We start from the raw sequence: 22,936 nt of genomic DNA, 5'->3' as shown, positions 1-22,936 counted from the left end.
TGCCAGTCAGCCGGGTGTCTCGCGCTTTGCGCGCCGCGATGTTCGCGGCCGTGTGCGTCGTGCTCGCGGCCGTGGGCCACGTGCTGATGTCGGGTAAGCCGCTTCCGTGGCCGGTGCTTGCCCTGGCCGCTGCCGGGACAGGGCTGACCGGCTGGCTCTTCGCGGCCGGCGAGCGCCGCCGGCGAACGGTGATCGCGCTGACGCTGGCCGTGCAGGCCTGCCTGCACGTGGCCTTCACGCTCACCCAGTCGCTCACCGCGCCGTCCCCGGCGCCCGGCGCCGCCGCGGCCGCCCCGCAGCAGTGGGCCCGCCTGCTGCTGTGCGGGAATCCGTCCCCCCAGGAGGCCGCGCACGCCTACGACTTGGCGGTGCGCACCGGTCTCGTCCACCGCATGCAGGCACCGGCGTCCCACGGCGGCGGCACGATGTCCCACGACATGCCCGGGATGCACCACATGGCGGGCATGTCGGGCACGACCTCGTGGGGGATGCTGGCCGCGCACGTGCTGGCCGCTCTGCTGTGCGGCGCATGGCTGGCCCAGGGTGAACGCGCCGCGTTCCGCGTGGTGCGGGCGGTGGCCGACCGGGCCTTCGTGCCACTGCACCTGATCCTGACGCTCTGTCCGGTCGGCGACGTCCCCTCACCGATCCGGCGCACCATCGCCGCCGTGCCGCGCCTGCGGTCCCGGCTGCTCGTCCACGCCCTCGCCACCCGAGGCCCTCCGGGGGCGCCCGCTGTCGCATGACAGCCGGTGCCACACGCCCTGCGGCCGACGGCCGTCCGGGCGCACCCCCGTGTCCGCGCATCCGCGGCACGGCCACTTCCCGCTTTCCCGTACGCGCCCGTGAGCCGCGCGGCCCTGTCCGCCGCCGGCATCGCATGTGTGCGCTGTTCGGGATCCGAGAAAGGACCTCGGGCGATGACTTCCGCCCTGCCCGTGGTGACCGACGAGACGGTCACCACCATGGCGCTCGCCGCGGCACGCGGCGACCGTGCCGCAACTGAACGCTTCGTACGCGCCCTTCAGCTCGACGTACGCCGGTTCGTGACCTACCTGGCCCAGGACGCGCAAGCGGCCGACGACCTCACGCAGGACACCTTCCTGCGCGCCCTGTCGAGCCTGCACCGGTTCGAGGGCCGCTCCTCGGCGCGCACCTGGCTGCTGAGCATCGCGCGACGCGTTGTGGCCGACAGCCTGCGCCGCGCCGCGGTGCGGCCGCGCCTCGCCGACACCGACGACTGGCAGGGCGCCGCCGAGCGCAGCCAGCCAAAGGGACTGCCCGGCTTCGACGAGGGCCTCGCCGTGAAGGAGCTGATCGAGGCACTGCCGCCGGACCGCCGCGAGGCGTTCGTGCTCACCCAGCTGCTCGGGCTGACCTACGCGGAGGTGGCGGTCCTGACCGGCTGCCCCGTCGGCACGGTGCGCTCGCGCGTGTCCCGGGCCCGCGCATCCCTCGCCCAGTGCCTGAGCGACGCCGCGGCGGTACCGGACGACGCGTCCGCGCTCGTCGCGGCCTGAACCTCCCCCCTGACGCCTGCTCCGGCTTCGTGACGACCCGTCACGAAGCCGGTGGGAACTCGTCCGCCTCCGCGACCGACCAATCCTGCGGACCGCCGACAGCGGTGGGCGACGTTCCCCGTACCAGAAAGGCCCGTTATGGCCGAGAGCCACACAGCGCACGCTGCGGCAGACATATCCACAGCGACCTCCGACCTGAACGATCCGGAGACCGGCGAAGCGCACGCCGATGACGAACGAGCCACCGGGCCCGGCACACCTTCCGGAGGCGGCACACCCCCCGTCTCCTGGAGCGGCCTACGACCGTTGCTGCTCAGGCTGCACTTCTACGCGGGCATCGTGGTCGGCCCGTTTCTGCTCGTCGCCGCGGTGACAGGGCTCCTGTACACCGCGACGCCGCAGATCGAGGCCGTCGTCTACCGTCACGAGCTCACCGTCACCCCGCACGGCGCGACCGAACCGCTGTCCGCCCAGGTGGCGGCCGCCCGCACGGCGGTCCCCGAGGGCACCGTGTCCTCCGTGACGCCCGCCCCCGGCCGCACGGACAGCACCCGCGTCGTCTTCGACAGGCCCGGGCTGCCCGACAATTACACGCAGACCGCATTCGTGAACCCCTACACCAGTGAAGTCCTCGGCCAGGAGAGGACGTTCGCCGGCTGGTGGCTGCCGGTCCGCGCCTGGGTGGATGGGCTGCACCGCCATCTGAACCTCGGCGAGTTCGGCCGCAACTACAGCGAGATCGCGGCCAGTTGGCTGTGGGTGGAGGTCCTCGGCGGGCTCGCGCTTTGGCTGACGGCCCCGCGCTCACGGCAGCGGATGCGCCGCGTGTTCGTCCCCCGGGGCGGCCCCAGGGGGCGTCGCCGCACCTTGTCCTGGCACGCCACGGCCGGTGTGTGGGCCTCCGTCGGCCTCCTGGGCCTGTCGGCGACCGGCATGACCTGGTCCGTGCACGCCGGAGCAAGCATCGGCAAGATCCAATCCGCGCTGGCGGGACCGACGCCTGCGGTGTCCACGACGCTGCCCGGCCACAGCGACGAGAAGCGGCCCGACGCCGGCACGGCGCGCGCGAAGGACGTCGGGATCGACGCGGTCGTGGCCTCCGCGCACGCGGCCGGGCTGCGCGGAGTGCTCAACGTGACGCCGCCGACGAAGGACCAGGCCACCTACGTGGTGGCGGAGAACACCCGCAGCTGGCCCGAACGCCACGACAGCGTGGCCGTCACCCCTGCCACCGGCAAGATCACCGACCGTGCGAACTGGTCCGACTACCCCTTGCTCGCCAAGCTGACCAACTGGGGCATCGACGCCCACATGGGTCTCCTGTTCGGGCTCGCCAACCAGATCGTCCTCGCCCTGCTCGCCATCGCCCTCATCGGCATGGTCCTCTGGAGCTACCGCATGTGGTGGCTGCGCAGGCCCACCCGCGCCGAAGGTTTCGCGCTGGGCCGGGCGCCGGCGCGAGGGGCCTGGCGGCGGCTGCCGGGCTGGTTCCTCGCCCCCGCCATGCTGCTCACGGCCGTCATCGGCTACTACCTACCGCTGTTCGGCCTGCCCCTGCTGGCGTTCCTCGTCATCGATGTGATGCTCGGTGCGCGGCGCCGGCGGCGCCCTGCGCGTACGGAGGTGACCGCGTGATCAACGCGCCCGGTCTGAGGTGGGTCCTCACCGCACTCTTCGCTCTTCCCGCCCTGTACGCCCTGTGGCTGACGGCAACGCCGGGCCGCACAGTGACCATCCGGGTGGGACACGCCCTGCACGCCGTGATGGGGATCGCCATGGTCGCGATGGCCTGGCCCTGGGGGATGGAACTCCCGGCCGGCCCCCAGGTCGTCGTCTTCTCGGCCGCCGCGCTGTGGTTCGCGTTCGCCGGGGCGACGCTGTCCCCCTCTTCATTCACGGGTTCCCGCACCGGCGCGCTGCTTGCGGCGTTGCCGCACGTCGTGATGATGGCGGCCATGGCCTGGATGGCGGCTGTGATGGACGGTCCCGTGATGGCGGCCGGTTCGGGAGGCGCAGGCCACGACATGCCCGGAATGGACATGTCCGGCACCGGCGCCACCAGCACCATGACCCTCTCCCGCGCAGTCGATCAGTGGACGGCCGGTCTTCTGGCCGTCGCTCTCATCACCCTCGGACTGCGCTGGCTGGCCCAGGCTGTCGACCAGGCCCGGATCGCCTCCGCGCCCGCACCGAGTGCGGCGTACGAACCCGCCTGCCACGGGGCCATGGCCGTGGGGATGGCGGTGATGTTCGTCCTTCTCCTGTGACGTCGGAACGGAAACCCGGCACCGCCCCTCGGCTTCACCCTGCCGACCACGGCCGGTGAAGCAAGCTCCGCGAAGGTCGCGAACACGGCCGGCGGCCCGACCGCGGCGAGCAGCAACGCGACGGGACCAGGCCTGGCGTCGCGGGCCTCGGGGCAGGCGTGCCGGGGCGGGCGACCGCGGGTCTTACCCGTACGCACGCGCTCCCGCGGCGGCCGGCCCAGGTAGAACCGCTGCCCGCGTCCCAGCACGGGGAGCACCACCCAGATGCGGACCCGGGTTTCAGCCGCGGGTCCGGACTGCGCGCAGCACGTCCTGGCAGACCTCGGCGGCGCGACCGGCCGTCCGTGCGCAGATCCGGCAGTGCTCATGGTGCTCGGCGTGCCGGCCGCACAGATCGCGACTGCGCTCGCAGGCGACGCGGCACGCCTCGACCTGCGCGGTGAGCAGTTCCGGGTCGTGGCTGCTGCCGCGGGTCAGGATGCGGCGGGTCGCCGCCGCGACGTCGGCGCAGTCCAGGTCCTGGCTGATGGCGGGCCGCAGTTCGTCGGCGTCCTTCTCGGTGAGCATGCCCGCCGCGCAGGCGGCGGCCGCCTGCTCGCACTGGGCGAGCACGTCGACGGCCTCGGCCAGCACCTCGCTGCTGAGAGGGCTTGCGGTGCTGACGCTGGCGAAGAGTTCCCGGGTCTGGAGCATGGTGTCCCCAAGTCGGTCGGGATGGTGGGCTGCCTGTGCGGAGTCGACGCTAGTACCGGACGGACGACGCGGGAAGGCGTGCGCCACCGCCGCCCGAGGCCCCGGGATCCGGGGCACGCATCAGATGCACCGTACGCCGCGAAGGGCCCTACCAGTCCCCACAGCCAGCGGTAGTAGGGCTGGCGCCGGCTCCCGCCTCCAACTCACTCTGCCCGTGGATGATGTGGGCGCGATGTGCGAGAAACTGGCTGCCCGGGGCGTCACCTTGCTCGACGGTCCCATGGACCGGCCCTGGGGTGTACGGACCGCCAGCTTCCGCGATCCCGGCGGTCACATCTGACGGAAACCCTGGGCGAACCCGTTCTGCCCTCAGCATGGAACTGCCTCGGACTCGTCCAGCATCACGCCTTCGACGTCGAGCGGTTCTGGTTCCGCGCAGTGGTCGCCGGCGAGGAGGCCGTCATCAAGTCCCTGGGTGACGTCTCCTACGCACCCGCATCCTCGGCAATGTCATCAATGAGTACCGATACGCAGCCTGACCTGCAGCCCCGGCTTTCCGAGCCCCGCAGTGCACCGAGCCCACCTCTTGATCTCCGCTTCGTCAGCAACTAGCTTACGGTGACTGCTGATCTGATCCATGACGACCGCGCGGAGGAGGCGACCCCGGATGCATCACTACTCCGACCTCGCCCGCCACGCTCAGCGCACGGCCTGGGCCCCGGGACGGATCGCGCACGGCTGCTGAGCCGCCCTCCCCTTCCGCCTTCACGTCCTTTCATCGCCTTCCGGCATGCCACGGCTGCTGTCACCTTCGCTGTCGCGTGCCGCATGCCGTGCTGCGCCCGTGTGTCCCATGAGGCGCCACTGAGCTCTGATCACAGAAAGCTGCCCGACCTTGGCGTACATCACGGTCAATGGGGAGGACGAGCCGATCGCGCCGTCCGCTCCCCACACCACAGTGCTGGGTTTTCTACGTGAGCGTGGGCTCACCGGCACCAAGGAGGGCTGCGCCGAAGGCGAATGCGGCGCCTGCTCCGTCCTGGTTGCCCGTCCCGGCGTGCACAAGCCCACCGACTGGGTGGCGGTCAACGCCTGCCTGGTGCCGGCCGCGGCGCTCGACGGTCAGGAGATCGTCACGTCCGAGGGGCTCGCCACCGCCGGCGAGCCCGGCACGCCGGCCGCCCTGCACCCGGTGCAGGAGGAGATGGCGGTCCGTGGCGGGTCCCAATGCGGCTACTGCACACCGGGGTTCGTGTGCAGCATGGCCGCCGAGTACTACCGACCGGACCGCTGCGCGCACACCCCTCCGGTCGACGGCAACGACCCGGCCGGTGGCACGGGCCCCGACGCCGAGCACGGGCCGAACGGCTTCGACCTGCACGCGTTGAGCGGGAACCTGTGCCGCTGCACCGGCTACCGCCCGATCCGCGACGCCGCGTACGCCGTCGGCGCACCCACCGGCGAGGACCCGCTGGCACGGCGCCGCGAGCAGGCCCCGCCCGCTCCCGTCGTCACTCAATACACCGACGGTGAGCGGGAGTTCCGGCGCCCGAGCTCCCTCGCCGACACGCTGCGACTGCTGCGCGAACGGCCCGACGCCGTGGTCGTCGCCGGCTCCACCGACTGGGGCGTGGAGGTCAACATCCGCTCCCGCAGGGCGGATTGCGTGGTCGCCGTCGACCGGCTCCCGGAGCTGCGGGAGCTGCGCGTCACGCCCGACCACGTCGAGGTCGGGGCGGCGCTGACGCTCACCGAGATCGAACGCCGCCTCGACGGCGACGTACCCCTCCTCGCCGAACTCTTCCCGCAGTTCGCGTCCCGCCTCATCCGCAACAGCGCGACCCTCGGCGGGAACCTGGGCACCGGTTCCCCGATCGGTGACAGCCCGCCGGTGCTGCTCGCGCTGGAGGCGTCGGTGGTCCTCGCGGACGCGGACGGCGAGCGCGAGGTCCCGCTCGCCGACTACTTCACCGGCTACCGGCAGAGCGTGCGCCGCCCCGGCGAACTGATCCGCGCGGTCCGCGTGCCGCTGCCGCTGTCGCCGACCGTCTCCTTCCACAAGATCGCCAAGCGGCGCTTCGACGACATCTCCAGCGTCGCCGTCGCCTACGCCCTGGACGTCGTGGACGGCACCATCCGCAAGGCCCGCATCGGCCTCGGCGGCGTGGCCGCCACTCCGATCCGCGCCCTCGCGGCCGAGGCGGCACTCGAGGGCAGGCCGTGGTCGCGGGAGACCGTCGACGAGGCCACCGAGGTGCTGCGCGCCCAGGGCACCCCGATGAACGACCACCGCGCCAGCGCCGCGTACCGCTCGGCGATGCTCGGCCAGAGCCTGTTGAAGCTGTACACGCAGACCACCGAGGCGGTGTCGGCATGAGCCAGTTGTCCGAGCGACCCGAGAACTCCGTCGTCGGCGTCCCGATGCCGCACGAGAGCGCGTCCCTGCACGTCACCGGCGCCGCGCTGTACACCGACGACCTGATCCACCGCACCAAGGACGTGCTGCACGCCCACCCGGTCCAGGTCATGAAGGCCTGCGGCCGCGTCACCGCGCTGCGCACCGAGGCGGCCCTCGCCGTACCCGGTGTGGTCCGCGTCCTGACCGGCGCCGACGTACCCGGGGTCAACGACGCCGGGATGAAGCACGACGAGCCACTCTTTCCCGACGAGGTCATGTTCCACGGACACGCCGTCGCCTGGGTGCTCGGCGAGAGTCTGGAGGCGGCCCGGCTCGGCGCGGCGGCCGTCGAGGTGGACGTCGAGGAACTGCCCTCCGTGATCACGCTGCGGGAGGCGATCGCGGCCGAGAGCTTCCACGGCGCCCGCCCCGTGATGCGCATCGGCGACGTCGACACCGGATTCGCCGACTCCGCGCACGTGTTCACCGGCGAGCTGCACTTCTCCGACCAGGAGCACTTCTACCTGGAGACGCACGCGGCACTCGCCCAGGTCGACGAAGCCGGGCAGCTGTTCGTGCAGAGCAGCACCCAACACCCCTCGGAGACCCAGGAGATCGTCGCCCACGTCCTCGGCCTGCACAGCCACGAGGTGACCGTGCAGTGCCTGCGCATGGGAGGCGCCTTCGGCGGCAAGGAGATGCAGCCGCACGGCTTCGCGGCCGTCGCCGCACTCGGCGCCAAGCTCACAGGCCGCCCGGTCCGGCTGCGCCTGAACCGCACGCAGGACCTGACCATGTCCGGCAAGCGGCACGGCTTCCACGCCGACTGGAAGATCGGCTTCGACGCCGAAGGCCGCATCCAGGCCCTCGACGCCACCCTGACCGCGGACGGCGGCTGGAGCCTGGACCTCTCCGAGCCGGTCGTGGCCCGCGCGCTGTGCCACATCGACAACACGTACTGGATCCCCAACGCCCGCGTCACGGGCCGCATCGCCAAGACCAACAAGGTCTCCAACACCGCCTTCCGCGGCTTCGGCGGCCCCCAGGGCATGCTCGTGATCGAGGACATCATGGGCCGGTGCGCGCCGCTGCTCGGCCTGGACCCCGTCGAGCTGCGCGAGCGCAATTTCTACGGTCCTGGGCAGACGACTCCGTACGGGCAGCCGGTCGTCGCCCCCCAGCGGATCTCCGCCGTCTGGCAGCAGGTCAAGGAGAACGCCTCGCTCGCCGACCGGCGCCGCGAGATCGCCGCGTTCAACGCCGCGCACCCGCACACCAAGCGGGCGCTGGCGATCACCGGCGTCAAGTTCGGCATCTCCTTCAACCTCACCGCCTTCAACCAGGGCGGCGCGCTGGTCCTGATCTACAAGGACGGCTCCGTCCTGATCAACCACGGCGGCACCGAGATGGGCCAGGGGCTGCACACCAAGATGCTGCAGGTGGCCGCGACCACGCTCGGCATCCCCCTGCACAAGGTCCGGCTCGCCCCGACCCGGACCGACAAGGTGCCCAACACCTCGGCCACCGCGGCGAGTTCGGGAGCGGACCTCAACGGCGCGGCCATCAAGAACGCCTGCGAGCAACTGCGTGATCGGCTGCTGCAAGTGGCCGCCACACGGCTCGGCTCGAACGCCTCGGACGTACGCATCGTGGAGGGCGTCGCCCGCTCCCTCGGCAGCGACGCGGAACTGGCCTGGGACGACCTGGTGCGCACCGCGTACTTCCAGCGGGTGCAGCTCTCGGCGACCGGCTTCTACCGCACCGAGGGCCTGCACTGGGACGCACAGACCTTCCAGGGTTCGCCGTTCAAGTACTTCGCCCACGGCGCCGCCGCGGCCGAGGTGGAGGTCGACGGGTTCACCGGCGCCTACCGCATCCGCCGCGTCGACATCGTGCACGACGTCGGCGACAGCCTCTCCCCGATGATCGACATCGGCCAGATCGAGGGCGGCTTCGTCCAGGGAGCGGGCTGGCTGACCCTGGAGGACCTGCGCTGGGAGGCCGGCGACGGGCCGCACCGCGGCCGACTGCTGACCCAGGCGGCGAGCACGTACAAGCTGCCGAGCTTCTCGGAGATGCCCGAGGAGTTCCACGTCGAGCTGCTGCGGAACGTCCCCGAGGAGGGCGCGGTCTACGGGTCCAAGGCGGTCGGCGAGCCGCCGCTGATGCTCGCCTTCTGCGTACGGGAGGCGCTGCGGCAGGCCGCCGCCGCGTTCGGGCCCGAGAGAGCCGACGTCGAACTGGCCTCGCCCGCGACCCCGGAGGCCGTGTTCTGGGCGATCCAGCGGACACGCCAGGCCGACGACGCCTCCGACACGGCGTCACCACCGGTCCCCGCCGACGTACGGGCCCTGCGCAGTGCCTGACTTGACATGGGTCGGCGCGGTCGCCCGGCTGCGCGCACGCAGGGAACCCGGCGTGCTCGTGACCGTGGCGACCGTGCGCGGCCACGCACCGCGCGAGGCCGGCGCGAAACTCGTCGTGGCACGGGGCGAGACCTGGGGCTCGATCGGCGGCGGCAACGTGGAGGCCGTCGCCATCGACCGGGCCCGCGAGCTGATCGAGGCGCACAAGACGGAACCGGAGCTCCTCGACTTCGCCCTCAACGACAAGGTCACCAACCGGCACGGGGTGCAGTGCTGCGGCGGCGCCGTCACGGTGCTGCTCGAACCGCTGCCCGTGGTCGGGGCGGTGGCGATCTTCGGCGCCGGTCACGTCGGGCTCGAACTGGCCCGCATCCTGGCGCGGCAGGACCTCGAACTCCACCTCGTCGACAGCCGCGCCGAGATGCTCACCGAGCAGCGCCTCGGCGTGCTCGCGGACGCGGTGGCCGGGGTGCACGTCCACAACACACCGCTGCTCCCCGAAGAAGCCCTGGAACAACTGCCGCACGGCACCCACGTCCTGATCATGACCCATGACCACGCCGAGGACGCCGCCCTGTGCGACGCGGCGCTGCGCACCGACCACCTCGGCTCCATCGGGCTGATCGGCTCCGCGGCCAAGTGGTCCCGTTTCCGGGGGCGCCTCGCCACCGAGGGCGGCCATGACGCGGCCACCATCGACCGCATCAAGACCCCGATCGGGCTGCCCGAGATCGGCGGCAAGGCGCCGGCCACGATCGCGGTGAGCGTGGCGGCGGATCTGCTGCGGATGTTCGAGGCGGAAGGGGGCTGAGCGCCCGGGTGCGGAGGAACCTGTGGCCTGCTCGCGCCCGGAGTCGAGCACGTCCGCCTTGACCGGACCCTCGACCACAGGGTGATACGTGAGGTCGAGGTTGCTGTCGCCGAGCGGAAGGACCCGTCGGCGTGAGCGGTCGGAGCGACTGGGGAGACCCTTCTGGATCACCTCACCGACCGCCATCACAAATCAGCCATAGAGGAGCACGCTTTCCTCACGCATGAGTGATGATGTCCCGTCAGCACATCCTCATGGGGGGAACCATGAACCGCCGCTACACCACCGCCGCCGGCATCCTCGCCGCCGCGGCACTCGCGCTCACCGGCTGTACCGCCGACAACACCAACGAAGCCAAGCCGAAGCCGAGCGCCACACCACTCAGCCCGCAGCCGAGCTTCGCCGAGATGGAAGAGGCCAAGCCCGGCGGAACCCCGCTCGTCATCCCGCCGGAGCCGACCGGCGCCAAGCGCGCCGCGCTGCTTCGTGCGCTCGCGGCCGCCAATCCGGCGATCGTGACGTACGAGGACAAGGCGATCGACGCCGCACGCAACCAGTGCGGCGCCTTCGGCGAGGGCGTGCAGAAGCCGGACCGGCTGGCCTCCCAGCGCTTCACGTACAAGGACGTCACGACCACCGAGGCCCAGGGCAAGCAGATCAACGAGGCGCTCAAGGGCCTCGGGTTCTGCAAGGTCTGACACACGGAATGAACCCGGCCCTCCAAGGTGTCACCCAGTGGCACTCAGCGCCACGTGCTCGCCCACCGCGAAGCCGCGGGTGATCGCCGATCCGAGCGTGGCCCCGCCGCCCGGGTAGGCGTCGTGGAACGCCGTCCCCCGCCGCCTGGTGCCCGGTCTCCCTGGTGCCCTATCGCAACGGCCGCACCGGCGTGTTCCCGCACATCATGGACCGCGCCAAGCCGGGAAGCATCGGCGTGCTGCGCGACGGACGGCGGTTCGTCAACGAGGCCAACGGCTACTACGACTACGTCGCGGCGATGATCGCGGCAACCCCGGACGGCGAGCCGGTCGAGGCCTGGCAGATCGCCGACGCCCGCTTCGTGCGCCGCTACCCGCTCGGGATGGCCAAGCCCCGCCCCGTCCCCCTGCTCCCCTACCTCCGCAGCGGCTACCTGCGCCGCGGCCGCACCATCGAGGAACTCGCCCGCGCCTGCGGCATCGACCCGACCCAACTGGCCGCGACCGTCCGGGAGTTCAATGCTTCGGCGCGCCGCGGCGAGGACCCCGCCTTCCATCGCGGATCAACACCCTTCAACCGCTACGGAGGCGACGCCACCGTGACGCCGAACCCGTCACTCGCGCCCCTGGAGAAGGGCCCGTTCTACGCCGTACGCATCGTGCCCGGCAGCTTCGGAACCTTCGCCGGGCTGGCCACCGACGCACACGCCCGAGTCCTGAGTGACGAGAACGAGCCGATCCGTGGTCTCTACGCCGTCGGCAACGACCAGGCAAGCGTGATGGCCGGCCACTACCCCGCCGGCGGCATCAACCTGGGGCCGGCCATGACCTTCGGATGGATCGCCGGCGAACACCTCGCTGACGTCACCGATCCGGAGGAGGAGGCGATCGGCGGCCTCGCACGGTGACCTGACACCAGCCGCCAGCGGTCGAGTTCGTTCGTCAGCCACGCCCTGCAGCGAAAGTGAGTACCTGCGCCATGCCCGACCAGACCATCACGCCCGACACCCTCGGCACACACCCCGTGCTGCCCACCGAAGCGTTCTGGCCGAACCGCTTCGCCGGACAGGTGTTCCTGGTGACCGGAGCCGCCGGAGGCCTCGGCTCCGCCACCGCACGGCGCCTCGCCCGAGAAGGTGCGCAGGTGATGTGCACCGACATTCGCGCCGGCGGCACCGCGGACGGCTCCAGCCCCGACGACTGCCTCGCCCTCGACGTCACCGACCGCGAGCACTGGGACCGGGCCATCGCCCACACCATCACCACCCACGGCCGCATCGACGGCGCCCTCTTCTCCCACGGCATCCAGGGCCCCGAAACCTCCGTCCCCGCCATGCCCTACGACAAGTGGGCCGCCACCATGACCGTCAACCTCGACGGCTGTTTCCACGGACTGGCGGCCCTGCTGCCCACGCTCCAGGCACAGGGCTACGGACGCGTCGCCGTCCTCTCCTCCATATCCGCCCGCGAGGGCAACCCCCACCAGGCCGCCTACTCGGCCTCCAAGGCCGCCCTCGTCGCCCTCGTCAAGACCGCGGGCAAGGAAGTCGCCCCCGACGGAGTCACCATCAACTGCATCGCACCCTCCATGATGCGCACCCCCCTCATCAACGCCCTCAGCCCGGAACGCAACGCCCAACTCCTCGCCCGCGTCCCCATCGGCCGCATCGGAGAACCCTCCGAATTCGCCGCACTCGCCACCTGGCTCCTCTCCCCCGAAGCCACCTACATGACCGGCCAGCACCTCGACCTGAGCGGCGGACGCAATACCGGCTGACCAGTACAGACTGGGGTGGGGGTTGGCTAGTGCTGTGACCGCGTTGGTTGGCCGGTCGGTGGGGGCCAGAGGGCCGGGGAGCGACAGCGCGGGGCACGTTGATCAGCGGGGCGGCGGCCGACGGCCTTGCGGGCTGCACGCCGGCGTGAGGACTGCCCGCAAGAGCTCGCTGCACCCCTGGGGACATGCGCTGACGGCGGGAGAACCGGCTCGACGGAAGTGCGTGCAAGGCCGGGCTCATGCGAACTCGACCAGGCGTTGTCATACCCCCGGTGTAGCGTCCGGGCCGGAAGTCAATTCATGCTCTGCGGTTGACGGAGGCGCGCGGATGACGAGTACAACAGGCGAGGCCGCGATGGCGGTGTCCCGGCGCATCAAATCTCCGGCGGTGAACGCCGAACTCGACGCTCTCAGGGGCGCCCTGAACGGCCAGCGCGCGCACGTCCTCGGAATCCTCGAAGGGCTCTCGGAGGAGGAGTTGCGGCGGCCGGTGCTGCCCAGCGGCTGGAACTGCCTGGCTCTGCTGCGACACCTCACCTTGGATGTCGAACGCTTCTGGTTCCCCGGAGTGATTGCGGGCGAGCCGGATGTGGCCGGACAGCTCACGGCTGGCGCGGAGGCGCACTGGTACGTGCCCGAAGGGATGAGCACCGAGGAGGTCTTCGCCGACTACCGGGCCGCCATCGCGCGGGCGGACGCCGTGCTCGCCGCCACCACGCCCGAACAGGAACCCGCCGCCTGGCCCGTGGAGCTCTGGCCGACCTGGCGGCTGCCTGACGTGCGGCACATCCTGATCCATGTCCTCACCGAAGTCGCGTGCCACAGCGGACACTTGGACGCGGTACGCGAACTGACCGACGGCACCACCTGGCTCGGCGGCAACCCCTACGACGGCTGATTCCGCGGCGGCTGGCGGGGCGGACGAGAATGGTCTGGGCACTTGCTTGATGAACTGGTTCCACTGACAGACAGACCAGGAAGTGGAAGGAGCTGACATGCCTCTCGTTGGTCCAGGCACGCATCGCCCCCTCCGAACTGTTGTCGAAGATTGCGTGGCCCCCGATGGAGCTGCTGCATCAACTCCTCCGCCAGGACCACGTGCGATTCAGCAGCACACTTGCTCAGGCCGTCCAGTGGCACCGGGAATACTGGTCGACGGACGAGGATCGTTGCCGCCTCCGTTCAGGCGCGGTAGCGGCCGGCAGGCGAGTTCGAGACCTGAGCAACCCAAGGGAGCAGGTCCAGCGTCCAAAGCGGTGACGGGTGTTCCTCACCATGAGGCGGGACGTAGCCATCTGGCCTTCTCCGCAGGATAGTTTGTCGCTCCATGGATCGACGTCCCATCAAGCTCATGCTCGATGTCCTGCTCATGCTGGTCGGGGCTTTGTTGGGAATGGCCACGAACTATGCGACCGGCGAGACGGGTCATGTGCCCCTGGTTTTGAGGCTGTTGCGGGATTGGTCGGTGCCACTGATCGGTGTTGCGTTGGCGGTGCTCATCGGGGGACAGGTCACGCTGCACTTCCTCGATCGGCCGTCGCCGGTGCGCCGGATCTGGGCCAGGGATCAGCTGCCGTACCCGGGGCTTGAGGCCTTCACCGAGGATGACGCGGCGGTCTTCTTCGGACGGGACCGGGAGATCACCGGTCTGGTCGGGCGCCTGCACCCAGTAACGCCGAGTCGGGCACAGCGATTCGTGGCCGTGGTCGGGCCCTCCGGCAGTGGCAAGTCTTCCCTGGTGCGGGCCGGGCTGCTGCCGGCGCTGGCCCGGCGGCGAGGACGCTGGTCAGTCGCAGCACCGTTCTCGCCAGGGGCGGACCCGGTCGACACCTTGCGACAGCGGTTGACTCAACTACCCAATGAGCGACCTGCGTTGATCGTGATCGACCAACTGGAGGAGTTGCTCACCCTGTCCGGACCCGAGGAGCGTGCCGCGTTCCTGAACGCCGTGCGAGACGCGCTGCGCCGCGACCCGCGGTTGTGGGTGGTGGCCACCTTGCGATCGGACTTCCTCACCGGGTTCCTTGAGGCGGGCTTCGCCGAGCTGGTACGCGAGTCGATGATCGTCGGCACGCTCGCCCGGGAGGCGCTGCACGAGGTCATCGAGAAGCCTGCCGAGCAGGCCGGCCTGACCTTCGCTCCGGGCGTCGTCGCGCGCATGGTCGACGACTGCGGGGGCGGCGACGCTCTGCCGCTGCTGGCCTACACCCTCCAGGAGCTGTACCTGCGCGCCGGGGGGTCCGGTGGGACGGTGACCGAAGAGACCTACCGAGCTCTCGGCGGTGTCGCCGGAGCCCTGTCGGAGAAGGCCGACGAGATCGCCGCCGAGCTCACGGACGCACCCGTGATCCCCACCCTGCTGCAGTTCGTCACCGTCGACGGCAACGATCCCACCCGCCGGCGGACCCGCCGCGACGACCTCACCCCTCAAGAGCAGGAAGTCGCCGACGCCTTCGTCGCAGGGCGCCTGCTCACCAGCGACGGCGGCGTCCTGGACGTGGCCCACGAGGCGTTGTTCCGCCAGTGGGCGCCGCTGCGCCAGGCGGTCCGTGCCCGCGCTGAGGATCTGCGCCACCGTACGGAGTTGGAGCGCTGGGCACAGGATTGGGACCGAACCCAGCGTCAGGACGCCTATCTCCTCACCGGGGAGCGGCTGTCTGCCGCCCAGCGCTGGGTGGCCGACTCCGCACGGGCACTCGGCACCACGCCACTGGTCGAGGAACTCGTGGACCAGTCGCTGCGAGCTCACCGAGAGGCAATGGAACGCACGGCGGAGCGGGTAGCCGCCCGAGTGCTCGAACGCGTCGACACCGAGCCGGAGCCCGCCGTGCTCGCCGCGCTTGCGGCAGTGGAGGAATGCGCGGCCACCCCGGCCGCCGTCCAGGCACTGCATACGGCGCTGAGCGCATCACGGCTGCTCGCGGTGCTGCGCGGCTTCGAACGCGGCGCATCCGGAGTGGCCTGGTCACCGGACGCCCAACGGCTGGCCGTGTCGAGCGACGACGGCACCGTCCGGGTGTGGCGTCCGGAGAGTGACGACCAACCAGTAGTGCTTGAGGGCAACGGCGCCTGGATGCAAGCGGTGGCCTGGTCCCCCGACGGACTCAGGCTCGCCGTCGGCTGCAGGGACTCCACCGTCCGCATCTGGTCCACAAGCACGTGGACCGAGCAGGCCGTCCTCCGCCACACGGAGGCCGTCGGCGAGCGGGAAGAGGGGGTCGGCGGCGTCTCCTGGTCGCCCGACGGAAGCCGCCTCGCGTCGGTCGGCAGCGACTGCGCCGTGCGCATCTGGGACACCGACACGTACAGCGTGTCCGCGGCGCTGCGCGGCCACCAGCACATGATCTGGAGCGTGACCTGGTCGCCCGACGGGAGACACGTGGCCAGCGGCGGAGAAGACAGCACGGTACGGATCTGGGACGCGACCACGTCCAGCGTCGTCACCGTGCTCACCGACCACCAGAACAACATCGAGTCGGTCCGGTGGTCTCCGGACGGGCGGAAGCTCGCTTCGGCCTCGGGCGACCGGACCGTACGGATATGGGACACCAACACCTGGGAGACGCTGCGAACGCTGGAGAGCCCGGAGGTCATCAACTCCCTTGCCTGGTCCCCGGACAGCGCCCGCCTCGCCGGTGGTGACGCGAACCATACGGCCTATGCATGGAACCTCGACGGTACCGACGGCGAGGTCCGGTTCACCGACCACGTCGACACCATCTACGGCATCTCCTGGTCCCCCGACGGAAGGCGGTTGGCTACCGCGTCCCGCGATCGGACCGCGGCTGTTTGGGACGTCACCGGATCCACCACCATTCTCGGCGGCCATGCCGATGGAGTCCTGCACGCCGCCTGGTCGCCCGATGGAACGCGCATCGCCTCTGCCTGCCAGGACGGCTCTCTGACCCTTCACGACCTCGTCACCGGCCGAGAGATCCGCGACCGGCACATCGGTGAGGTGTCCGACATTGCCTGGTCCCCCGACAGCACCCGTCTGGTCGCCGCCCTGCGCGACGGTGCCGCCGCTGTGCGAAGGGCCGACGCCCGCGACGACGGCATCATCCTGAACGGGCACACCGAGGAACTGTCCAACGTCACCTGGTCACCCGACGGCACGCGCATAGCCACCGCCGGCCGCGACGGCACGGCCCGCATCTGGGACGCCGCCACCGGAGCGACCGTGCACATCCTGCGCGGCCACCAGGACTGGATCGGCGGAACGGCCTGGTCACCGGACAGCCGCTACCTCGCCACGTCCAGCACGGACCGCACCGCCATCGTCTGGGACACCACCGACGGCAACGCCGTCACCACCCTGTCAGGTCACCTGGACTACGCCTGGAAGATCCACTGGTCTCCGGACGGCCGCCGCCTGGCCACCGGTTCGCGCGACCGCACAATCCGCCTGTGGAACCCCTTCCAAGGCACCGAACTCGCCGTCCTGACCGGCCACGAGGGCCCGGTCCAGGACCTGGCCTGGTCCCCCGACGGCACCTCGATCGCGTCCGTGTCCCGGGACCGCACAATCCGGCTCTGGGACCCGGACAGCGCCACACAGACCGCCGTGGTCGGCATCCACGCCGACTGGGTCAACGGCCTCACCTGGCACCCTGACGGCACACGCCTCGCGACCGCCTCCCGTGACCGAACGGTACGCATCTGGACACTGGCAGAGCACGACCTCGACGGCCTGCTCCGTCGCGCCCGCAAAAGAGCCTTCCGCTCGCTCAGTACCGAGGAGCGCCACGCATTCCTGCTACCGGACGAGTGTTGACCATGAGTCTGCTGCCAGGCAGCTTGGCAGGCGAAGGTCGCCTTCCCGGTCGCGGCAACAGCCAATCCTCCCGTGACGACCGCCGGCGCCTTTCGCTCCAAACACGTTCGTAGAAGCGGTTCTTGAGATCAGCGCAGGCTGGGAGTACCGGCCTGGTCTCCGGCGCCGTGCTCGCCGCTCCCACCAGGCTCCCCCACCCCTGGCGCGCGCCCCGAGGACCCGTTGACGCCGTCGGAGCGAGGGGCCTAGGAGTTCCGCTGCGCCTGGAAGACCATGAGGGCCAGCTGGACCCGGTTGTCCAAGCCGGTCTTGGTGAGTGCGCGGGAGATGTGTGTCTTGACCGTGCCTTCGCTCATGAAGAGGGCCTTCGCGATGGTCGCGTTGGAAGCGCCTTCGGCGACAGCCTCGGCGACGGCGCGTTCTCGATCGGTGAGCGTCTCCAATGTCTGCTGAGCTTTGGCGCCGGCGGAGTCACTGGCCGTGCGAGTGTGGCGTGCCACCAGTTGGCGGGTGATCGTTGCCGAGAACGCGGACTCCCCCGAGGCGGCAAGGTGAATCGCGTGGCACAGCTCTTGCGGCGCGACATCCTTGAGCAGATATCCACTCGCGCCGGCCTGCAGTGCGTCGAGGACGTGTGTGTCCAGGTGGAAGGTGGTCAGCATCAACACCGCGACCGACGGTAGCGCCGCACGGACACGGCGGGTGGCCTCGACGCCGTTCATCTCCGGCATCTGCAGGTCCATCAGGACGACATCGGGACGGTGCCGCGTTGCCGCGCTGACGGCCTCGGCCCCGCCTGACGCCTCGGCGACGATGGTGATCGTGGGGTCCACCGACAGGACCATCGACAGACCGGTGCGGACCATGGCGTCGTCGTCGACGATGAGCACCGACGTGGGCGTGCCGGGAGTGCTGCTGGAAGGTGGGGAGTTGGTCATCACAGAGGCACTCGCGCAGACAGCCGGAACTCGTGGGTGTTCTCACCGCGGTCGACGGCCTCGTACTCGGCGACGCCTCCCACGGTGGCGATCCGTTCGACGAGGCCGCTCAGCCCGGCGCCGCTTCCGGGCAACGCCGGCTCGGCTTCGTCGATCGGGTTGGTGATCATGATGAGGGCGTCACTGCCCTGGCGGTGAACATTGACCGTGACCAGTGCACCAGGGGCGTGCTTACGTGCGTTGGTCAGCCCCTCTTGTACGACGCGGTAGACGTGCTCGGCGTTCGGGGACTCCTGAAGCACGGCTGTGCTGCCAGTGTCGGTGCCGCTGTCGGCGAGATCGAGGCGCGCGACGATCATCTGGCCTGCCTGTCTGGCTTCGTCGATCAACCCGGCGACAGTGTGCTCGTGTTCGGAGCTTTGCGGTGTCACGACGGTGCCGTCGCGCAGCATGCCGATCACCGTGCGCAGCTCGTCGAGTGCGCTGATCGCGGTCGTTCGGATCGTCGCGGCCGTGGTGCCGACATTCTTGGCGTTGTCCCCGGCGACCGCGAGCCCGCCGGCGTAGAGCGCGATCAGCGAGATGTAGTGCGCGACCGAGTCGTGCATGTCCCGGGCGATTCTGGCGCGTTCGGCCATCTGGATCTGTTCCGCGCGCTGCTCTCGTTCGCGCTCGATACGGGCCGCTCTGTCCCGGTAGACCGCGACCAGGTCCTGCTGCTTCTGCTGCAGCGCGCCCCAGGCGACCACGGCCAGTGCCATCGCGGTGTTGACCACCACGGTGAGGCTCAGCACCGAGTTGGCCGGATACAGCAGCCAGAAGACCACGCCGCCGGCGATGTCGGCCAGCGCCACGACAAACGCCTGTTCAATGCGCCGACTGCGTGCCACGGCGAACAGGGCCACGTAGTTGGCCACACCGGCGGTGGCGCAGAACGCCCCAGCGACCGCCAGCACCAGACCGACCACGACCGGAGCACGGTAACGGACCAGCAGCACGAGACTCGCCACGGCGCCCACGGCGATGTCGAGGACGCGCCACCCGCCGCCCGGGCGTTGCTCGAGGACCAGGAACAGCATGGCGAGTCCACCGGCGAACGAGGCCAGAACAAGCAACGCCGACCGGCCGCGCTCGATCCACGGCCCTCGACGCACCGGGGCCTCGTCGTTGCGACCGCCGACGACGGCGAGAGGAGGAGACGGCACCGGACCACCCTAGACGGCCGGTCCCGGCGGCACAGTCAACGAAAGTCGTAGAAGCCATTGGCCGTTGGTGGACGCGACCGGTCCCGATCGGCAGACGTCCGGCGCACGGCCGGCCGACATCGTTGAGGACATGAACACCACACGTCCTCGCCGATACCTGATGACGCTGCTCGGGCTGGACCCAACCGGTCAGCGCTCGACGACCCGGATCCGTTTCGCCGTCACCACGGTGGCCGCCTTCGCGACCGCCGTACAGATCATCGTCTGGTTGCTGATGGGCATCATCCGCACGCGTCTCGACGGCCCGTGGTGGCTGTGGACGCCCGGCAGCGCCCTCATCGTCAACGCCGCCCTGCTGTCCATGGAACACGTCCGCCACCAGTGGCCACGCACCGGAGCCTCGCACAGCCTCCAGACCGGAAACCTCCGTGCAGACGACATCACCCGGGAGTCACTGTGACCACGCCATCGACCACCCCGAACCTCTCTGCCTCGTCTCGTCACACAGCCGACGCATCGGACCTGACCACCGCCGCGTTCGCCGGCCGGACGGGGATGGCAGCGGGTGCCCTCTCCGTACCGTTGGTGGCTCTGTACTTCGTCTACTCGGGACCGCCCCCGGAGTGGAACGTCCTGACACGCAGCCTGCTGACGCTGGTGATCATGGCGGTGCTGACGGCGTTCGGCGTCGCTCTGGCACGCCTGCTCCCCAGGGACGACACGGGCCGGCGCACCATCGCCGGCCAGCTCACCTTCGTGTCGCTGCTCACCTACGTCGCGGTGATCCTCTTCGCCACCTCGCTCGAGGCCGGCACTCCCCTGGCCTTCCCGGGCCGGGACATGGACCCGACCACGGACGGCCCTTTGGCGGCCGCCATGGCACTGGCCCACGGCCCGATCGCCCACCTGTGGATCGCGATGTTCCTGCTCGGATTCGCCCGTGCCGCGCAGCAGTTCACGACAGCCGCGTCACCGATCGCGCCCCGGTGGACTCTGCGCGGCGCCATCGTCGTCGGAACCATCAACCTGCTGGCCGTCCCGTCCCTCTACTTCGGCATGGACGCCACCCACTTCTACGCCATCAACGGGTGGGGTGCGGACGCCCTCGTCGGTCTGATCACTCTGGTCTGGGTCGGTTTCATCGGGCTGGGGATCCACCGGGCTCGCAAGAACCGGGCACGGGTGCTGACTTGACGGGTGGTCGGCCCAATCCCGCCTGGCACGAACTCCCGCAGAAATGAGGCCTCCCCGGTGTGTTCCGGGGAGGCCTCTTTCCGTGGTCGGGCCAGGGCGGCCCACACGGACACCTGTCAGACGGAAAGGTGATGGACGGAGCCGAGCGACCGCAGGCCCTCCGTGATGCAAAGCCGGTCCGAAGCGCCACCCAACTCGGTCTGCAGCAACTGGTATTCGGCGCCCTGCTGGTGCCCCCAGTGCATTGCGGCCCGCCACAGAGACCGGCCGTAGCCGTGACCGCGGTGCCGCGGCAGCACGCCGAAGTACTGCGGCAGCAGGCGCAGCGCGCCCGTCGCGTCCGTCATGGTCTCCATCGGCCCGATGGCGCCGGCCTCTCGGCCGTCATGCAGCACAGCGAGGACCGGGCCGACAGCGCCAGCCATCATCCGCTGGTGGAGGAAGACGAATCCGTACGCCGCCATCTCCTGCGCGAACGCGTCGAACTCGGCCTCGTCGGACAGCTCCTTGGAGTCCTGCACGCGTACCTGGGGCTCCTCGCCCGGCCCTCTGGTGAAGTCCTTGAGCTGGACCCGAGTGCCGACTCCCTGGTCGCAGCCCCCGGGCTCGCCGGGGCTGCGAAACCAGACCACGCGGGCCTTGGCCGCCCCATACGCCGGGGCGAGCCGGCAAGCAAGGTCGGCGCCGGCGGAGAGGCTGCCGGGATCGGTCCCGTAGACGTGGACCTTGACGATGCCGGTGCCGCGCTCCAGGAGAGTGGGCATGAGCGTGTGGTGCGCGTCGTGCTCAATGTGCTCGACCAGGAGACGCTCGGCCTTGGTCTCGGACCAGGGCATCGCGGGCTCGATCCAGCCCCACTCGAAGTGCATGTGTGCACGCTACTCAGTACGCACACGCCGCAGGTTCTGACGCGCATCGCATCGAAACCTGCTCTTCCAAGAGCGATTCACGCGCTCGTCCAGGGCGAACAGATCGGGGGCGGCATGGACGCACTGGCCGTGGTCCTGACACTTGTTGAGATCGACTTCTACCTGCACGAGAACTCCTTGATGCCGGGGCGGGGCCATGGCTCTCAGGGTCAGACGAATCGGACGGGGAGGTGAGTGACGGTGCGCAGGAACTCGGTGTGCGCGTAGGCCGGTTCGCCTGCCGGCTCGATGCCTCGGAAGCGGTTGACGATCGAGCTGAAGACCACGTCTGCCTCCGCCCGGGCCAGGACCTGTCCTGCACAGCCGTGCATGCCGGAACCGAAGGCGAGGTGCCGACTGGCGGCGACCGGCCGTGTGTGGTCGCCGAGGCGATGAGGAGGGCCAGCGTCGCGCCCGCAGGCACCGTGGTGTCGCCGATGACGGTGTCCTGCGTGGCCAGACGGACGACCATCGACTCGGGTGGGTCGATGCGCAGGATCTCGTTGATGATGCCCGGTCGGGCCTCCGGCTCGTCCCGGTAGGCCGCGAACAGGTCGGGCTTCTGCGTCATCAGCCAAATACCGTGGTTGATCAAGTGCTTGACGTCGAGGTGCCCGACGGCGAAGAAGAGGAAGGTCGAGTAGACGACCTCCTCCTCGCTCATCCTTCCCTCGTCCTGCGCGGCGATGAAGGCGTCGATCATGCCGCCGCCCGGGTGGGCCCTCTTGTCGGCCACGAGGCACCGGATGAGCTCGGCGAACCAGGCGAGGGCATCCGAGGCGAACCGGCCCTCCTCCTCATTGCCGCCGGGGCCGAGACTGAGTCCGATCTCGTAGGTCTTGCGCTGGATTTCGAGCATGCCGGCCGGCTCGATCCCGAGGACGTGACAGATGCTGTTGAAGGTGGACTTCAGGGCCAGGCCGTCGGCAACGTCGAGTACGCCGTCTCCCGCCTCCACCCCGTCGAGCACCGACTCCACGCACACCCGTGTCACCTGGGACCACTGCTCGACCGCCTTGGGCGTGAACCACTGGTTGGTGATACGCCGCAGCCGTGTGTGATCCGGTGCGTCCGTGCCCAGCACCGTGTGGTGAATCGGCGCTGCCGGCCCGAAGTCGAGCTGCTGCACGCTCAGCGTGGGATTGCGGATCAGCCGGGCGACGTCCTCGTACCGAGAGACGACATACAGGCCGGCCGGGTGCCGGTAGACGGGCCGCTCCCCTCGCAGGCGGGGAGAGGCGCGCACCCACCTCCGGAGAATTGTCCATGCGGACAGTTTCGTCAATGCCTCGAACGCCCGTCATCGACGCTCCCCATGTACGGAACCATGCGGGCCTCCGGCCACCGGGACACTCGTACACTTTGATCCCGAACGACTCATTGACGA

General features: G+C 70.2%; 24 protein-coding genes. 18 read left to right on the top strand and 6 right to left on the bottom strand.

The genetic code is table 11. From position 1 onward, the window contains the following. The first annotated feature begins 14 nt into the window (after positions 1 to 14). The 4 genes from ACZ7L4_RS12460 to ACZ7L4_RS12445 all read left to right on the top strand — a co-directional run bounded on the left by ACZ7L4_RS12460 (position 15) and on the right by ACZ7L4_RS12445 (position 3,787). Entirely contained in the window at positions 15 to 746 is a 732-nt protein-coding gene (locus tag ACZ7L4_RS12460) for a hypothetical protein (protein ID WP_472101674.1), read from the top strand. Between the two features lie 174 nt (positions 747 to 920). Continuing rightward, positions 921 to 1,520, top strand: a complete 600-nt coding sequence (locus ACZ7L4_RS12455) for a sigma-70 family RNA polymerase sigma factor (protein ID WP_472101673.1) — start codon at positions 921 to 923, stop codon at positions 1,518 to 1,520. A 138-nt stretch (positions 1,521 to 1,658) separates the two neighbouring features. Then, complete coding sequence (locus ACZ7L4_RS12450) at positions 1,659 to 3,155, top strand: PepSY-associated TM helix domain-containing protein (protein ID WP_472101672.1); 1,497 nt, start codon at positions 1,659 to 1,661, stop codon at positions 3,153 to 3,155. Continuing rightward, positions 3,152 to 3,787, top strand: a complete 636-nt coding sequence (locus ACZ7L4_RS12445) for a DUF5134 domain-containing protein (RefSeq protein ID WP_472101671.1) — start codon at positions 3,152 to 3,154, stop codon at positions 3,785 to 3,787. Before ACZ7L4_RS12450 ends, ACZ7L4_RS12445 begins: the two co-directional genes overlap by 4 nt. A gap of 279 nt (positions 3,788 to 4,066) precedes the next feature. Here ACZ7L4_RS12445 and ACZ7L4_RS12440 read toward each other — a convergent pair whose 3' ends face one another. Continuing rightward, on the bottom strand, positions 4,067 to 4,480 hold the full coding sequence (locus ACZ7L4_RS12440) for a four-helix bundle copper-binding protein (protein ID WP_472101670.1): 414 nt from the start codon (positions 4,478 to 4,480) through the stop codon (positions 4,067 to 4,069). On the opposite strand from ACZ7L4_RS12440, the gene ACZ7L4_RS12435 reads away from it, so the two are divergent. From ACZ7L4_RS12435 to ACZ7L4_RS12385, 11 genes are all read left to right on the top strand, one after another. After that, the gene (locus ACZ7L4_RS12435; RefSeq protein ID WP_472101669.1) at positions 4,479 to 4,820 is read left to right on the top strand and encodes a VOC family protein; all 342 of its coding nucleotides are present in this window, start codon (positions 4,479 to 4,481) and stop codon (positions 4,818 to 4,820) included. The two genes, ACZ7L4_RS12440 and ACZ7L4_RS12435, sit on opposite strands and share 2 nt — an antisense overlap. Continuing rightward, positions 4,715 to 5,092, top strand: coding sequence for a mycothiol transferase (locus ACZ7L4_RS12430; protein WP_472101668.1), 378 nt, complete (start codon positions 4,715 to 4,717; stop codon positions 5,090 to 5,092). Before ACZ7L4_RS12435 ends, ACZ7L4_RS12430 begins: the two co-directional genes overlap by 106 nt. A gap of 283 nt (positions 5,093 to 5,375) precedes the next feature. Beyond that, positions 5,376 to 6,857 (top strand): xanthine dehydrogenase small subunit, encoded by a 1,482-nt coding sequence (locus tag ACZ7L4_RS12425; RefSeq protein WP_472101667.1) that lies wholly within the window; start codon positions 5,376 to 5,378, stop codon positions 6,855 to 6,857. After that, positions 6,854 to 9,244 (top strand): xanthine dehydrogenase molybdopterin binding subunit, encoded by a 2,391-nt coding sequence (xdhB, locus tag ACZ7L4_RS12420; protein WP_472101666.1) that lies wholly within the window; start codon positions 6,854 to 6,856, stop codon positions 9,242 to 9,244. The genes ACZ7L4_RS12425 and xdhB overlap by 4 nt, the downstream gene beginning before the upstream one ends. Before the next feature lies 1 nt (position 9,245). Next, positions 9,246 to 10,055 carry a xanthine dehydrogenase accessory protein XdhC gene (gene xdhC, locus ACZ7L4_RS12415; RefSeq protein ID WP_472102028.1) on the top strand — a complete coding sequence of 270 codons (810 nt, stop codon included), beginning with the start codon at positions 9,246 to 9,248 and terminating at the stop codon, positions 10,053 to 10,055. A gap of 266 nt (positions 10,056 to 10,321) precedes the next feature. After that, positions 10,322 to 10,753, top strand: a complete 432-nt coding sequence (locus ACZ7L4_RS12410) for a hypothetical protein (RefSeq protein ID WP_472101665.1) — start codon at positions 10,322 to 10,324, stop codon at positions 10,751 to 10,753. Positions 10,754 to 10,842: 89 nt separating this feature from the next. Further along, positions 10,843 to 11,661, top strand: coding sequence for an FAD-binding protein (locus ACZ7L4_RS12405; RefSeq protein ID WP_472102026.1), 819 nt, complete (start codon positions 10,843 to 10,845; stop codon positions 11,659 to 11,661). 71 nt (positions 11,662 to 11,732) lie between these two features. Beyond that, a complete protein-coding gene (locus tag ACZ7L4_RS12400; RefSeq protein ID WP_472101664.1) occupies positions 11,733 to 12,530 on the top strand; it encodes an SDR family NAD(P)-dependent oxidoreductase in 798 nt (265 codons plus the stop codon). A 388-nt stretch (positions 12,531 to 12,918) separates the two neighbouring features. Further along, positions 12,919 to 13,428 (top strand): DinB family protein, encoded by a 510-nt coding sequence (locus tag ACZ7L4_RS12395; RefSeq protein ID WP_472102024.1) that lies wholly within the window; start codon positions 12,919 to 12,921, stop codon positions 13,426 to 13,428. Between the two features lie 107 nt (positions 13,429 to 13,535). Beyond that, complete coding sequence (locus ACZ7L4_RS12390; RefSeq protein ID WP_472101663.1) at positions 13,536 to 13,790, top strand: Imm49 family immunity protein; 255 nt, start codon at positions 13,536 to 13,538, stop codon at positions 13,788 to 13,790. 67 nt (positions 13,791 to 13,857) lie between these two features. Continuing rightward, on the top strand, positions 13,858 to 17,304 hold the full coding sequence (locus ACZ7L4_RS12385; protein WP_472101662.1) for an nSTAND1 domain-containing NTPase: 3,447 nt from the start codon (positions 13,858 to 13,860) through the stop codon (positions 17,302 to 17,304). A gap of 245 nt (positions 17,305 to 17,549) precedes the next feature. Here the strand turns inward: ACZ7L4_RS12385 and ACZ7L4_RS12380 are convergent, their stop codons facing one another. Both ACZ7L4_RS12380 and ACZ7L4_RS12375 read right to left on the bottom strand, forming a co-directional pair. After that, positions 17,550 to 18,194, bottom strand: coding sequence for a response regulator (locus ACZ7L4_RS12380; protein ID WP_472101661.1), 645 nt, complete (start codon positions 18,192 to 18,194; stop codon positions 17,550 to 17,552). Between the two features lie 47 nt (positions 18,195 to 18,241). Then, positions 18,242 to 19,447, bottom strand: coding sequence for a sensor histidine kinase (locus ACZ7L4_RS12375; protein ID WP_472101660.1), 1,206 nt, complete (start codon positions 19,445 to 19,447; stop codon positions 18,242 to 18,244). A gap of 130 nt (positions 19,448 to 19,577) precedes the next feature. Between ACZ7L4_RS12375 and ACZ7L4_RS12370 the strand changes: the two genes are divergently transcribed. After that, the gene (locus ACZ7L4_RS12370) at positions 19,578 to 19,907 is read left to right on the top strand and encodes a hypothetical protein (RefSeq protein ID WP_472101659.1); all 330 of its coding nucleotides are present in this window, start codon (positions 19,578 to 19,580) and stop codon (positions 19,905 to 19,907) included. 125 nt (positions 19,908 to 20,032) lie between these two features. Beyond that, positions 20,033 to 20,641: a hypothetical protein gene (locus tag ACZ7L4_RS12365; RefSeq protein WP_472101658.1), complete on the top strand. Its 609-nt coding sequence runs from the start codon at positions 20,033 to 20,035 to the stop codon at positions 20,639 to 20,641. 116 nt (positions 20,642 to 20,757) lie between these two features. On the opposite strand, the gene ACZ7L4_RS12360 is transcribed toward ACZ7L4_RS12365, so the two are convergent. The 3 genes from ACZ7L4_RS12360 to ACZ7L4_RS12350 are packed head-to-tail and all read right to left on the bottom strand — an operon-like array spanning position 20,758 to position 21,881. Next, entirely contained in the window at positions 20,758 to 21,510 is a 753-nt protein-coding gene (locus ACZ7L4_RS12360; RefSeq protein WP_472101657.1) for a GNAT family N-acetyltransferase, read from the bottom strand. A gap of 9 nt (positions 21,511 to 21,519) precedes the next feature. Beyond that, the gene (locus ACZ7L4_RS12355) at positions 21,520 to 21,708 is read right to left on the bottom strand and encodes a ferredoxin (RefSeq protein WP_472101656.1); all 189 of its coding nucleotides are present in this window, start codon (positions 21,706 to 21,708) and stop codon (positions 21,520 to 21,522) included. Between the two features lie 11 nt (positions 21,709 to 21,719). Next, a complete protein-coding gene (locus tag ACZ7L4_RS12350; protein ID WP_472101655.1) occupies positions 21,720 to 21,881 on the bottom strand; it encodes a hypothetical protein in 162 nt (53 codons plus the stop codon). A gap of 263 nt (positions 21,882 to 22,144) precedes the next feature. Between ACZ7L4_RS12350 and ACZ7L4_RS12345 the strand changes: the two genes are divergently transcribed. Beyond that, positions 22,145 to 22,915: a hypothetical protein gene (locus ACZ7L4_RS12345; RefSeq protein WP_472101654.1), complete on the top strand. Its 771-nt coding sequence runs from the start codon at positions 22,145 to 22,147 to the stop codon at positions 22,913 to 22,915. Positions 22,916 to 22,936: the final 21 nt, after the last annotated feature.

It is taken from the genome of Streptomyces sp. NPDC107575 (assembly GCF_055657265.1).
Note: the sequence above shows the minus strand (reverse complement) of the source record. Positions and strands in the feature narration are given on the sequence as shown.

What these genes read in the sequence shown, in the direction of transcription:
- ACZ7L4_RS12455 (WP_472101673.1), top strand. Translation starts at nt 921, where the DNA reads ATGACTTCCGCCCTGCCCGTGGTGACCGACGAGACGGTCACCACCATG.
- ACZ7L4_RS12450 (WP_472101672.1), top strand. Translation starts at nt 1,659, where the DNA reads ATGGCCGAGAGCCACACAGCGCACGCTGCGGCAGACATATCCACAGCG.
- ACZ7L4_RS12435 (WP_472101669.1), top strand. Translation starts at nt 4,479, where the DNA reads ATGGTGTCCCCAAGTCGGTCGGGATGGTGGGCTGCCTGTGCGGAGTCG.
- ACZ7L4_RS12440 (WP_472101670.1), bottom strand. Translation starts at nt 4,480, where the DNA reads ATGCTCCAGACCCGGGAACTCTTCGCCAGCGTCAGCACCGCAAGCCCT.
- xdhB (WP_472101666.1), top strand. Translation starts at nt 6,854, where the DNA reads ATGAGCCAGTTGTCCGAGCGACCCGAGAACTCCGTCGTCGGCGTCCCG.
- ACZ7L4_RS12410 (WP_472101665.1), top strand. Translation starts at nt 10,322, where the DNA reads ATGAACCGCCGCTACACCACCGCCGCCGGCATCCTCGCCGCCGCGGCA.
- ACZ7L4_RS12400 (WP_472101664.1), top strand. Translation starts at nt 11,733, where the DNA reads ATGCCCGACCAGACCATCACGCCCGACACCCTCGGCACACACCCCGTG.
- ACZ7L4_RS12385 (WP_472101662.1), top strand. Translation starts at nt 13,858, where the DNA reads ATGGATCGACGTCCCATCAAGCTCATGCTCGATGTCCTGCTCATGCTG.
- ACZ7L4_RS12370 (WP_472101659.1), top strand. Translation starts at nt 19,578, where the DNA reads ATGAACACCACACGTCCTCGCCGATACCTGATGACGCTGCTCGGGCTG.
- ACZ7L4_RS12360 (WP_472101657.1), bottom strand. Translation starts at nt 21,510, where the DNA reads ATGCACTTCGAGTGGGGCTGGATCGAGCCCGCGATGCCCTGGTCCGAG.
- ACZ7L4_RS12355 (WP_472101656.1), bottom strand. Translation starts at nt 21,708, where the DNA reads ATGGCCCCGCCCCGGCATCAAGGAGTTCTCGTGCAGGTAGAAGTCGAT.
- ACZ7L4_RS12350 (WP_472101655.1), bottom strand. Translation starts at nt 21,881, where the DNA reads ATGCACGGCTGTGCAGGACAGGTCCTGGCCCGGGCGGAGGCAGACGTG.